The organism is Pseudoalteromonas sp. C2R02 (assembly GCF_018860845.1).
Classification (GTDB): Bacteria; Pseudomonadota; Gammaproteobacteria; order Enterobacterales; family Alteromonadaceae; genus Pseudoalteromonas.
On sequence record NZ_JAHKQC010000028.1, the window covers coordinates 1 to 12272 of the forward strand.

A 12272-nucleotide genomic window follows, 5' to 3' on the forward strand; every position below is an offset into this window, starting at 1 on the left:
AACTAGAGGCGTTTCAACTACAGGCGTTTCAACTACAGGCGTTTCAACTACAGGCGTTTCAACTACAGGCGTTTCAACTACAGGGGTCTCAACAACAGGTGTTTCAACTACAGGCATCTCAACAACCGGTGTTTCAGCTACATGAGTTTCAACTACAGGAGTTTCAACTACAGGCGTTTCAACTGTAGCTTCAGCAATACTTTGTTCTGCCATAGCTTGATCAGCTACAGGAACAAATGCAGGGGCTTCTGTTGTTTCAAGGTCAATGTTCTTTTCACCTTGTTCTTGTGGTTTACGACGGCGTTGACCTGCAGAACGTAAATGCCGAGGTGAACGACGTGAACGTGTTCTAGGCTCTTTTTCTTCGTCTGTTGTTTCAACTTCAGCATCTACAGGTTTAGCTTCATCCGATTTTTTCTCAGATTTAGATTCTTCAACCTTAATATTTGCAGCAACAGGCTTTTGGCTAACTTTAATATCTTTAGCTTCAACTTTAGCAGTTTCAACAACAGTTGCATCTACTTGAGCATTAACATCAACAGCATTTAATTCATTAGCTGTATTTGTTGCTACTTCAGTTTGCTCTTGTACACGTACTTTTTTACGTGTATTGCGACGTTGACGACGCTCTTTTACGCGTTGCTCTTTTGGTTCTGCTTTAGCATTATCATTCTGAGCTTGTGCACTAGGCGCAGGTTTACGATTGTTTTGATTATTACGACGTTTATTCTTATTGTCGCGGCTCTCATTAGAATCGTTTTTATCGCGGTTAGGGCGCTTATTCTCAGTTGTTGATTTATCGCTGTCATCACCTTGTTTATTTCGTTGGTTACGATTACGCGGATTACGGCGTTTATTATCGTATTGACGTTTACTACGAGGTTTAGCTTCAGCTACAACTTCCGGCTCTTTAACTTCAGGTTCAGGACTAAATAAAGATTTTAGCCAGTTACCCAATTTCGTAAGTAAACCTGGTTCAGAAGGTGTTGACGCTGCAGTTGGTTGTACCGGTGCTTTTTCTTTAGAAATAACAACATTTTGTAATGCAGGCTGTTCTTTAACTGTTGTTTTAGCTTTAACAAATTCTGGTGCTGCCTTTTTAGGCGCTTGAATTTGGTTGAAGCTAACAGTTTCTATACTGTTATCACTTGTTAAACGTTGTACTTCAAATTGTGGCGTTTCCATATGTTGATTTGGAATAATGATCACTTCACAATCATGATGCTTTTCAATGGCACGTACACTTCTACGTTTTTCATTTAATAAGTAAGCAGCTACGGCAACAGGCACAAGCGCATTTACTTGAGCTGTATTGTCTTTTAATGCTTCTTCTTCAATTAAGCGAAGGATAGAAAGTGCTAAAGACTCATTTGAGCGCACTGTCCCTTGACCATTACAACGCGGGCATACATGTTGGCTTGCTTCACCAAGAGAAGGTCTTAAACGTTGACGCGACATTTCAAGTAAGCCAAATCGTGAAATTTTGCCTATTTGAACACGAGCGCGATCAGGGCGTACTGCATCTTTTAAACGATTTTCTACTTCGCGTTGATGACGCGGCGGTGTCATATCGATAAAATCGATAACAATTAAGCCACCTAAGTCTCGTAATCTTAATTGACGTGCAATCTCATCAGCGGCTTCTAAGTTAGTATTTAAAGCTGTTTCTTCAATATCACTCCCTTTAGTTGCTTTAGAGGAGTTGATATCGATTGAAGTAAGGGCTTCGGTAGGATCAATTACAATTGAACCACCTGAAGGTAGTCTCACTTCACGTTGGAAAGCTGATTCAATCTGACTTTCAACTTGATAATGTGTAAAAAGAGGCACTTCACCTTGATAAAGCTTTACACGGCTCATAAAGTCAGGTCTGAAGCGCTCAATATGTGATTTTGCTTCTTCAAAAACTGATTTTTTATCTATGATGATTTCGCCAATATCACGGCGTAAGTAGTCACGGATTGCACGGAAGATAACATTGCTTTCTTGATGAATTAAAAACGGAGCAGGACCTGTTTCAGAAGCTGTTTGAATGGCTTCCCAGTGCAGTATTAAAGAATTTAAATCATGGTTTAATTCTTCGAATGATTTACCAACACCAGCAGTACGAACGATTAGTCCCATGCCTTTTGGTAACTCTAAACGACTTAAACTTTCTTTTAATTCAGTACGCTCATCACCTTCGATACGACGAGAAATACCGCCAGCTCTTGGGTTATTAGGCATTAATACTAAGTAACTACCTGCAACACTGATAAAAGTTGTTAGAGCAGCACCTTTTTGACCACGTTCTTCTTTATCTACCTGAACGATAACTTCCTGACCTTCTTTAATCACCTCTTTAATGCTTGGGCGACCTTTGAAAGTATATCCTTTAGGGAAATAAGTCCTTGCAATCTCTTTTAGTGGTAAAAAACCATGTCTGTTCGCACCGTAATCTACAAATGCAGCTTCTAGGCTTGGTTCTACTCGTGTGATCTTACCTTTATAAATATTGGCTTTTTTCTGTTCGTGACCTGGGCTCTCGATATCTAAATCGTAAAGTTGTTGCCCGTCAACCAGTACTACGCGCATTTCTTCTTGCTGCGTAGCATTGATTAGCATACGTTTCATATTGTTACTCTATTTATTATTTAAAGTCTCTCGCTGATCTGAGCTTATCAATATCCGTTCAGTCTTTTTTCTTTCGCTTATAGTGCAATCTCACGATTGGGTTAACCTAAGAATTACTTTTATTCACCCTAAACCTGAATTTTATTATTCGGTTTTTAGGGTATCTTTGCTGAACGATATGATCTCTTGAGCGTAGATGACATATTCATTACATTCGCTTTTTGCAGCAGCTGCGTTAAATCTCTTGTTGATATATTACTCGCATCAACGCAATTTAAAGGCACATGACAACCAGATATCTATAAAATCTTTTGGAAAACAGAGTTTGAATCTGTATGATCGCTTATCCGGAGTGTGCAGCACAGTATCTGCTTTGGCAAAAAAGCACCAAAATTCCTGCTTTACAGGCAATTTACATTGGGATTATCCCATTATTGTTAGTCTGTTAGCAACTAAATTATTACTCAAATCAGTGATTATACAATGTCTGAAAAAACAGAACCGTCAGAAAATATTGGAAGCAAGGTTACTTTTGTAACTATTACGGAAGACCATGATGGTCAAAGAATTGATAATTTCCTTTTAACTAAGTTAAAAGGCATGCCTAAAAGTGCAATTTATAAAATATTGCGCAAAGGTGAAGTTCGTGTAAATAAAAAGCGGGTAAAACCATTATATAAACTGCAAATTGATGATTATGTTCGAATTCCGCCGGTCAGAATTGCTGAGAAAGAAGAGTTTGTACCAAAAAACTTAGATAAAATAGCTAATTTAGAAAATGCGATTATTTTTGAGGATAAATACCTTATCGTCATCAACAAGCCAACAGGTATGGCTGTTCATGGTGGCAGTGGCCTAAGTTATGGTTTGATAGAAGCAATGAGAAGTTTACGTCCTGATGAGCGTGCCTTGGAACTCGTTCACAGACTTGATAGAGATACTTCTGGTTGTTTATTAATTTCTAAAAAGCGTTCAGTACTTAAAGGGTTACATGAACAACTTAGAGAAAAAACCATGGAAAAGAATTATTGGGCGCTTGTTGATGGCAGTTGGAAAACTAAAGTTAAAAATGTGACCGCAGCCCTTAGAAAAAACACCTTAAAATCAGGTGAGCGAATAGTACGTGTTGATGAAGAAGAAGGTAAAGCATCTCATACGCGTTTTAAAGTATTACAAAGGTTTACTGAATGTACTTTAGTACAGGCATCTCCAGTTACGGGTAGAACACATCAAATTCGTGTACATACACAATGCGCTGGTCATCCTATTGCGGGTGATGATAAGTACGGTGATGAAGGGTTTGACGCATATATGCGTGAAAAAGGATTAAATCGCTTATTTTTGCATGCTCATGATCTCACTTTTACACATCCTATTACTGAAGAAAGATTAACAGTAGAGGCGCCTCTTGATAATGTATTAATTAAAACAATTAAAATATTAAAACAAGAAGTGAATAAAAGAAAAACAGATAATGAAATATAAACTCGTTATTTTTGATTGGGACGGTACTGTAATGGACTCCATTGCACGTATTGTTTCATCTTTACAATCTGCTGCTCGAATACATTTGGTACCAGTACCGAGTGATGATAAAGCTAAAAGCATTATTGGATTAAGTTTGCCGGTCGTAATGGATAAGCTGTTTCCTGATCATAAAGCGCTTCATCAAACGCTGATGCAGGAATATAAAAAACAATTTGTAAATGAAGATAGCACTGATACACCTTTATTTGATGGGGTAGAAGCTTTATTTAAAAAATTGCAATCTAATGGTTGTCAATTAGCGATAGCCACAGGTAAAAGCAGACAAGGGTTAGATAGGTTATTATCTTTGACAGGGTTAACGGACTATTTTGTTTTTACGCAAAGTGCCGATGAAGCGCAATCTAAACCTTCTCCACAAATGTTATCCCAAATATTAGCCCATACAGAATTAGCTGTTGCTGAGGCTGTTATGATCGGAGATAGCACACTTGACCTTGAAATGGCACAAAATATAGGTATGGATAGTATAGGTGTTACATTTGGCGTTGGTGAACGTGATGAGCTAGCTACATATGAACCTGTCGCAATTGTGGATTGCTTTTCACAATTAGATCAATATTTGTTATAAAATTTTTATGAGGGCTTTTGCGCCGAAAATAAACTGAAGCTATTTACAGGGTCCTAAAGCTCAGTTTATTTTACATCATTTTTATGGTTTGTTTTTTCGAAAAGCGATATTCTAATAAAACTCCTTAGAAGGAGTTTTATTTTTGATGGTCTAAAATATCGATATCCCATTGTAACAATAATCTATTTAATGCAATTAAAGGTAATCCCACTAAAGAATTTGGATCATCCCCTATAAATCGTTCAAATAGACAAATTCCTAAGCCTTCACTTTTAAAACTTCCTGCACAATTGTAAGGTTGTTCAATATCTAAATATGTATTAATTTGCTTAGCTGTTAAGTCTCTAAATTGTACTTGATATTGTTCAACTGTGCTTACAGTTTCATTTGTTGTTACATTATGAAGTGCAAGGCCGGTTAAAAAAGTGACTTTTTGTCCACTGAAACTTGATAACTGCTCAATTGCTTTTTCTTTAGAGTGAGGCTTACCTAGTATTTTATTATCAAATAAAGCGACTTGATCTGAACCGATCACAATACCAGAATCAAATTGCTGTTTTAGAACTTTTGATTTTTCGATTGAAAGCCGTTCAACAAGTGAGCAAGCGGTTTCATTGTGATAAGGCATTTCATCGATATTTGGAGATGCGACAGAAAAATTAATATTAAATTTTTCTAAAAGGCTCTTACGAAAGGGTGATGTAGAGGCTAAAATAAGCTTTGGAGTCATTATTTATTTAATCTGATTACTTTTTTAGCAGAATATGTCGCTAACAGACGAAATGCAAAGGAAAGTATCATTTTTATTTTGACTATACAGTTAACTATCTATAAGATGCTGCCCCTATGCAAAAGGTAAAAATTCCTGTAAAAATTAATCCTGCAAAATCTGCACAACATGAACTATCTTATGATGGTTTTATTGAGCAAACTGAGTTTTCCCGTTTAGGAAAAGCTTTAAAGGCATTAGTTGGACAGATAGAGGTAAAAATTCATTGCAAAGAAGACCATCAAGGTTTGGTTGCTATTAGCGGTAACGTTAAAACTAAAGCTTTGATATTGTGTCAGCGATGTAATGACGATTTAGGGTTGGATTTGGAAATGAGCTTTGCTTATTCTCCGATTAAAATGGGTGCTGAGTCTGAAGACTTGCCTGAGCGGTATGAACCGGTTGAGCTTGACGAAGATGGAGAAATTGATATTTATAGTCTTCTTGAAGATGAATTAATATTAATGATTCCAATAGTGCCTAAACATGATGAGACATCTTGTCATTATTCTGAAGAAGCTCAAAGCTTTGGAGAAATTGATGAAGAAGATGACAAACCAAATCCATTTGATATTTTGAAACAACTTAAGAAAAATTCTTAGGAGAAGACTTATGGCAGTACAAAAAAGTAAGAAATCTCGTTCTAGACGTGGCATGCGCCGCTCTCATGACGCGATCAGTAACCCAACTTTAACAGTTGACGCAGTATCAGGTGAGACTCACCGTCGCCACCACGTAACTGCAGATGGTTATTACAAAGGCGTTAAAGTAATTTCTTAACGGAAACTATTTTATGTCTAATAATCTAACCATAGCGTTAGATATAATGGGGGGCGATTACGGCCCCCGTTCATCTCTTCCAGCTGCCGTAGAAGCAGTCAAGTTAATAGATCATCTCACTTTGATCTTATGCGGTAATGAACGTCAAATTCGCTGCGAACTTAAAAAACTAGAAGCCTTAACACACCCAAGAATTCAAATCGAACATTGTTCCGAAGTTGTGAATAATGATGATTTACCCTCATTTGCTTTACGTAATAAAAAAGACTCTTCTATGAGAGTATCTCTTGATTTAGTTAAATCAGGTAGAGCACAAGCTTGTGTGACAGCGGGTAATACCGGTGCTTTATTAGCAATGGCACATTACGTTTTAAAAATGCTACCAGGCGTTAAGCGTCCAGCTCTGATATCTACGGTACCGACTCAAACCCCAAGACCAGTTTATTTACTAGATTTAGGCGCGAATGTTGCCTGTGATAGTGATGTATTATTTCAATTTGCCGTTATGGGTTCAGTGGTTGCTGAGCAAGCTCAAAATATCACTAATGCAAAAGTAAGCCTATTAAATATGGGCGCCGAAGAAATAAAAGGCCACGATAGCATTAAAGAGGCAGCTAAATTATTACAATCTAGCGACCATATTAATTATATTGGTTATTCAGAAGGTAATGATATTTTTACAGGTAAAGCCGATGTTATTGTATGTGATGGTTTTACTGGAAATGTTGCATTAAAAACATGTGAGGGTATTGCAAAACTAATCGTTCATAAACTAACAAAAGCATTAAACAAAAGCTTATTTAATAAGTTTTTAGCACTTTTATTGTTCCCCGTATTAAAAAAACTCTATAAAAGAGTGAACCCCGACCAGTATAACGGTGCAAGTCTGGTAGGATTGCGCGGTATTGTAGTGAAAAGTCATGGAAATGCTTCCAAAAAAGCCTTTTTAGCTGCAATCGAAGAAGCCGTAAGAGAGGTTGAACGTCAACTTCCTGAAAAAATCCGGCACAAATTCGAAGAGATTATAAATACAGACGAATAGGGGATTCATGCATTCAATCATTTTTTTTATTGGGAGAGATATCCCAAACAAAATTTGGCCAAATGCTGATATAGAAAAACTGCTCTCTATAATAGGGCGATTGAACATTGAACTAACCCTTACAAAACAACGTCATATTTTTAAGAAACAAAACTGTTACAGAAATTAATTGAACAAGTGCAATATCAAGAACATTGCTACTGGGTTTCTGTATGAGTTATACCAATTCTATTAAGTTAGTGAGCTAATATAAATTAGGGTAAATTTTCAAGAGCAAGGCGTTTGATAGAGCAATAGCTGGCTATTGGGATTGAAAATAACGCAGTAATTGTATATTTAGGCCATTTAGATTGATCACATATTTATTGGGATTGGTATTAAATATTAATAACAAGATATATTGGATAAAAACATGTCTGAAAAATTAGCGATATTATTTCCGGGACAAGGGTCTCAATCTGTTGGTATGTTAGCCCAGTTACTTGAAACATCTGAAGACGTTAAAACAACATTTGATGAAGCTTCACTAGCTTTAGGTTATGACTTAACAGACTTAGTTTTAAATGGTCCAAGCGAAAAGTTAAATGAAACACATAGAACACAACCTGCATTATTAACTGCAAGTGTTGCTATCTACCGACATTGGTTAGCACAAAACGGTCAAAAACCTGATGTATTAGCTGGCCATAGTTTAGGTGAATACTCTGCGCTGGTATGTGCGGGCGTTATTTCATTAGCTGATGCGGTAAAACTTGTTGAAAAACGTGGCGTTTATATGCAAGAAGCCGTGCCAGCTGGAACGGGTTCAATGGCAGCTGTGATTGGTTTAGCTGATGAAGCAGTGATTGAATCTTGTAAGCTAAGTGAAAATGGTGAAGTTGTTTCCGCTGTTAACTTTAACTCTCCTGGTCAAGTTGTGATCGCAGGTAGTAAAGATGCTGTTGAACGTGCATCTATTGCATGTAAAGAAGCGGGTGCAAAACGAGTATTACCATTAGCTGTTAGTGTGCCATCTCATTGTGCATTAATGAAACCAGCAGCTGAAAAATTAGCAAAAGATTTAAACGCTTTAACATTTAATGCACCTGAAGTATCAGTGATCAATAATGTTGATGTTAAAGTTGAAACAGCTGAACAAGCGATTAAAGATGCCCTAGTGCGTCAATTATACTGTCCAGTTAGATGGACTGAAACAGTTCAAATGTTCGCAAAAGACGGCATTACTACGACTTATGAATTTGGTCCAGGTAAAGTATTATCAGGTTTAGCAAAACGCATTGATAAATCAGTTTCATGCGCATCAGTTAATGATGTCGAATCGCTCGAAAAAGCATTAGCACTTTAATTAAGAAAGAGTTTAAAAATATGAGTAATTTATTTTCTTTAACCGGTAAGGTTATCTTAGTAACTGGCGCAAGCCGTGGTATTGGTAAATCAATCGCACAAATGCTTGTTGCTCAAGGTGCAACTGTTGCAGGTACAGCGACAAGTGAATCTGGTGCCGCTAAGATCAGTGAATATTTAGGTGAAGCAGGTAAAGGTTATGCTTTGAATGTAACTGACGCTGATTCTATTAAAGATACATTAGCTGCTATCAAAGCTGATTTAGGCGATTTAGATGTATTAGTTAATAATGCGGGTATCACACGCGATAACTTATTAATGCGTATGAAAGATCAAGAATGGGATGACATTATAGATACGAACTTAAGTTCTATTTTCCGTCTCTCTAAAGCTGTTTTACGTCCTATGATGAAAAAACGCGCTGGTCGTATCATCAATATAGGGTCAGTTGTGGGTACTATGGGTAATGCTGGACAAGCAAATTATGCTGCAGCTAAAGCAGGCGTAATTGGTTTTTCTAAATCTATGGCGCGTGAAGTTGCATCTCGTGGTATTACCGTAAATGTTGTTGCACCAGGCTTTATTCAAACTGATATGACTGATGAGTTAACAGAAGATCAAAAAGCTGCAACACTTGCAAATGTACCTGCAGGTCGTTTAGGTAATCCTGATGAAATTGCTGCTGCAGTAACTTATTTAGCTTCAGATGCTGCTGCATACGTGAATGGTGAGACTATTCATGTAAATGGTGGTATGTATATGATTTAGAACTTAATAAAAATTTGATGAATTTCATTTAATATATATTTAAGTTTTAGAGATTATAGAAACAAGTTGTGACGCTTTAGGTACAAGTTGTTACATTTTATTTGTATTTAGCAGCAAAAGCACTTGAAATTGCTGTTAAAATAAGCGATAAACTATTAGATTCTGATTTAACAGGTTCGACCAGAAAAAAAGTCGAAGCAAATACTTGAATCAGAGATTTTAGCAACGTAAACTACGCCACAATCTGAAAAATAACGCAGTGGCGTTTTTTAATAAAGGAAAGAAGAATGAGCGATATCCAAGAACGCGTAAAAAAAATTGTAATTGAGCAGTTAGGTGTTAAAGAAGAAGAAGTAAAAAATGAAGCTTCATTTGTTGATGATTTAGGTGCTGATTCTTTAGATACAGTTGAACTAGTAATGGCTCTTGAAGAAGAGTTTGATACTGAAATCCCTGATGAAGAAGCTGAAAAAATCACTACAGTTCAATCTGCAATTGATTACGTTCAAGCTCACGCTGAATAATCAAATTTGTTGATTCTAAGGGCAGCGTTAGCTGCCCTTATTGTATCTATCACTTTTTATCCAAGTTAATTAAATAATTGTTTTTACAAAAATTATTATTTAATCAAATTTAAACCCCCCAATATTTAAATTATTCCCCGGAGGATTCTGTGGCTAAACGTCGAGTTGTAGTAACTGGTTTAGGTATGTTAACACCGTTAGGTAACGATGTAGCATCTACTTGGCAAGGTTTATTAAATGGTGACAGTGGTATTAATATCATAACTCACTTCGACACGTCAGACTTTGGAACTAAGTTTGCTGGTAACATAAAAGATTTTGATGTTACACAATTTATGCCTAAGAAAGATGCCAAAAAAATGGATTTATTCATTCAATATGGTGTTGCTGCGGGTATACAAGCCTTAAAAGACTCAGGCTTAGAAGTAACTGAAGAAAATGCAGACCGAGTTGGGGTTGCTGTTGGTGCGGGTATTGGTGGTTTAGGCCTTATTGAAGAAAACCACATAAAAATGCTTAAAAGTGGTCCTCGAAAATTATCACCATTTTATGTACCTGCAACAATTATCAATATGATTTCTGGTCACCTATCTATTATGCATGGATTACGTGGTCCAAATATCTCTATTGCAACGGCATGTACTACAGGTCTGCATAATATTGGTCATGCGGCGCGTATGATTGCTTATGGTGATGCTGATGCTATGGTTGCCGGTGGTGCAGAACGTGCGTGTACGCCAATCGGAATGGGCGGATTTAATGCGGCTCGAGCATTATCAACTCGTAATGATGATCCTGCCGCGGCTTCACGTCCATGGGATAGAGACCGTGATGGTTTTGTATTATCTGATGGTGCGGGCGTAATCGTTCTTGAAGAATATGAACAAGCGAAAGCACGTGGTGCTAAAATTTATGCTGAACTATCTGGTTTTGGTATGAGTGGTGATGCATATCATATGACCTCTCCTCCTGAAGATGGTTCTGGTGGTGCGAGAGCTATGATAAATGCATTAAATGATGCCAAAGTTAACGCTGATCAAGTTGGTTATATTAATGCACACGGTACTTCTACAAATGCCGGTGATAAAGCTGAAACAGCAGCAATAAAATCAGTATTTGGTGATGCAGCTAAAGACGTTATGGTCAGTTCATCTAAATCTATGATGGGTCATTTATTAGGTGCTGCAGGCTCTGTAGAATCAATTATTTGTATTCTTGCTTTAGAAAATCAAAAAGTTACACCAACAATTAATTTAGATAACCCAGATGAAGGGTGCGATCTGGATTATGTACCTTTCACTGCGCGTGATGCTAAATTAGATTTTACTTTATGTAATTCATTTGGTTTTGGTGGTACAAACGGTTCATTGCTTTTCAAAAAAATATAAACAAAAATCGTCTCTGAGGGTATAATTCCCTCACCAGAGAGATTTTATAAAAGCCTGGCTTATGTCAGGCTTTTTTGTATATCGATGTTTATGACAAAAAATAATACCTATAAAACAATAATAAATAATGATACTTCAAATTCAATCCCATTATCAGATAGAGGGTTGAGTTATGGGGATGGTTTTTTCACGACGGCTAAAGTCGTAAATGAAACCGTTGAACATTGGCATTTTCACAAGCAAAGACTTATTGAATGTCAAAAGCGTCTAGGATTTCCTGAAATTGACTTTATCGCATTAGAAACGTCAATAAAACAACTGTGTTTAAATCAAAAATGTGTCGTTTTAAAAATAATGATTACGCGAGGTTCAGGTGGTCGCGGTTATGGCTTACCCGAAGTGCAAAACCCTGTTCAAATTCTCAGTGTTTTACCTTTTCCCAATAATTATGACGCACTAAAAATAACAGGCATATCGCTTGAGGTGTCTAGTATCAAATTAGGTTTACAACCACTTTTAGCGGGAATGAAAACGCTAAATAGGTTAGAGCAAGTATTGATAAAGCAGGAGTTAAGCGAAAAATCTTGGTCGGAAGCTATCGTACTTGATTTAAATGATAATGTAATTGAAACTTCAATTGCTAATTTAATATGTTATATCCATGGCCAGTGGCATACACCGAAATTAGATCAATCAGGTATTAAAGGTGTTTATCGAGAATATCTGTCATCAAAAATCGCACTTATTGAATCTCAAATTACGTTAGATGAAATAAAAACAGCTCAAGCAGTATTTTGCTGTAATAGTTTAATGGGATTAGTGCCGATTAAATCAATACAAAAGACACATTTTGATTTAGAATTAGCGCTTAGATTACAAAAGGACATGTTCGTTGATACGAAGCTAATTTGATCGTATTTAGAATATT

12 protein-coding genes are annotated in these 12272 nt (G+C 36.7%); 10 read left to right on the forward strand and 2 right to left on the reverse strand.

From position 1 onward, the window contains the following. The coding region (rne, locus tag KO527_RS10115; RefSeq protein ID WP_216040195.1) for a ribonuclease E at nt 1-2613 on the reverse strand (2613 nt) is incomplete at its 3' end. Between the two features lie 483 nt (nt 2614-3096). Between rne and rluC the strand changes: the two genes are divergently transcribed. Together rluC and KO527_RS10125 are read left to right on the forward strand one after the other, a co-directional pair. Next, nucleotides 3097-4098: a 23S rRNA pseudouridine(955/2504/2580) synthase RluC gene (gene rluC / locus KO527_RS10120; protein WP_216040196.1), complete on the forward strand. Its 1002-nt coding sequence runs from the start codon at nt 3097-3099 to the stop codon at nt 4096-4098. Continuing rightward, complete coding sequence (locus KO527_RS10125) at nt 4088-4729, forward strand: HAD-IIIA family hydrolase (protein WP_216040197.1); 642 nt, start codon at nt 4088-4090, stop codon at nt 4727-4729. The genes rluC and KO527_RS10125 overlap by 11 nt, the downstream gene beginning before the upstream one ends. A gap of 136 nt (nt 4730-4865) precedes the next feature. Here KO527_RS10125 and KO527_RS10130 read toward each other — a convergent pair whose 3' ends face one another. Continuing rightward, nucleotides 4866-5459: a Maf family protein gene (locus KO527_RS10130; RefSeq protein WP_216040198.1), complete on the reverse strand. Its 594-nt coding sequence runs from the start codon at nt 5457-5459 to the stop codon at nt 4866-4868. A gap of 116 nt (nt 5460-5575) precedes the next feature. On the opposite strand from KO527_RS10130, the gene yceD reads away from it, so the two are divergent. The 8 genes from yceD to pabC all read left to right on the forward strand — a co-directional run bounded on the left by yceD (nt 5576) and on the right by pabC (nt 12256). After that, the gene (gene yceD / locus KO527_RS10135) at nt 5576-6100 is read left to right on the forward strand and encodes a 23S rRNA accumulation protein YceD (protein WP_216040199.1); all 525 of its coding nucleotides are present in this window, start codon (nt 5576-5578) and stop codon (nt 6098-6100) included. Nucleotides 6101-6110: 10 nt separating this feature from the next. Then, nucleotides 6111-6278, forward strand: coding sequence for a 50S ribosomal protein L32 (gene rpmF, locus KO527_RS10140; protein WP_042143954.1), 168 nt, complete (start codon nt 6111-6113; stop codon nt 6276-6278). A gap of 13 nt (nt 6279-6291) precedes the next feature. Next, entirely contained in the window at nt 6292-7320 is a 1029-nt protein-coding gene (gene plsX, locus KO527_RS10145) for a phosphate acyltransferase PlsX (protein WP_216040200.1), read from the forward strand. Between the two features lie 412 nt (nt 7321-7732). Beyond that, nucleotides 7733-8665 carry an ACP S-malonyltransferase gene (fabD, locus tag KO527_RS10150; RefSeq protein ID WP_216040201.1) on the forward strand — a complete coding sequence of 311 codons (933 nt, stop codon included), beginning with the start codon at nt 7733-7735 and terminating at the stop codon, nt 8663-8665. A 20-nt stretch (nt 8666-8685) separates the two neighbouring features. Beyond that, the gene (gene fabG, locus KO527_RS10155) at nt 8686-9432 is read left to right on the forward strand and encodes a 3-oxoacyl-ACP reductase FabG (RefSeq protein WP_216040202.1); all 747 of its coding nucleotides are present in this window, start codon (nt 8686-8688) and stop codon (nt 9430-9432) included. Nucleotides 9433-9719: 287 nt separating this feature from the next. Then, complete coding sequence (acpP, locus tag KO527_RS10160; protein WP_216040203.1) at nt 9720-9956, forward strand: acyl carrier protein; 237 nt, start codon at nt 9720-9722, stop codon at nt 9954-9956. A 149-nt stretch (nt 9957-10105) separates the two neighbouring features. Then, nucleotides 10106-11344, forward strand: coding sequence for a beta-ketoacyl-ACP synthase II (fabF, locus tag KO527_RS10165; RefSeq protein WP_216040204.1), 1239 nt, complete (start codon nt 10106-10108; stop codon nt 11342-11344). Nucleotides 11345-11428: 84 nt separating this feature from the next. Further along, the gene (pabC, locus tag KO527_RS10170; protein WP_216040205.1) at nt 11429-12256 is read left to right on the forward strand and encodes an aminodeoxychorismate lyase; all 828 of its coding nucleotides are present in this window, start codon (nt 11429-11431) and stop codon (nt 12254-12256) included. Nucleotides 12257-12272: the final 16 nt, after the last annotated feature.

Excerpts from the sequence above, each read along its gene's own strand:
- rluC (WP_216040196.1), top strand. The coding sequence starts at position 3,097 with ATGTCTGAAAAAACAGAACCGTCAGAAAATATTGGAAGCAAGGTTACT.
- KO527_RS10125 (WP_216040197.1), top strand. The coding sequence starts at position 4,088 with ATGAAATATAAACTCGTTATTTTTGATTGGGACGGTACTGTAATGGAC.
- KO527_RS10130 (WP_216040198.1), bottom strand. The coding sequence starts at position 5,459 with ATGACTCCAAAGCTTATTTTAGCCTCTACATCACCCTTTCGTAAGAGC.
- yceD (WP_216040199.1), top strand. The coding sequence starts at position 5,576 with ATGCAAAAGGTAAAAATTCCTGTAAAAATTAATCCTGCAAAATCTGCA.
- rpmF (WP_042143954.1), top strand. The coding sequence starts at position 6,111 with ATGGCAGTACAAAAAAGTAAGAAATCTCGTTCTAGACGTGGCATGCGC.
- plsX (WP_216040200.1), top strand. The coding sequence starts at position 6,292 with ATGTCTAATAATCTAACCATAGCGTTAGATATAATGGGGGGCGATTAC.
- fabD (WP_216040201.1), top strand. The coding sequence starts at position 7,733 with ATGTCTGAAAAATTAGCGATATTATTTCCGGGACAAGGGTCTCAATCT.
- fabG (WP_216040202.1), top strand. The coding sequence starts at position 8,686 with ATGAGTAATTTATTTTCTTTAACCGGTAAGGTTATCTTAGTAACTGGC.
- acpP (WP_216040203.1), top strand. The coding sequence starts at position 9,720 with ATGAGCGATATCCAAGAACGCGTAAAAAAAATTGTAATTGAGCAGTTA.
- pabC (WP_216040205.1), top strand. The coding sequence starts at position 11,429 with ATGTTTATGACAAAAAATAATACCTATAAAACAATAATAAATAATGAT.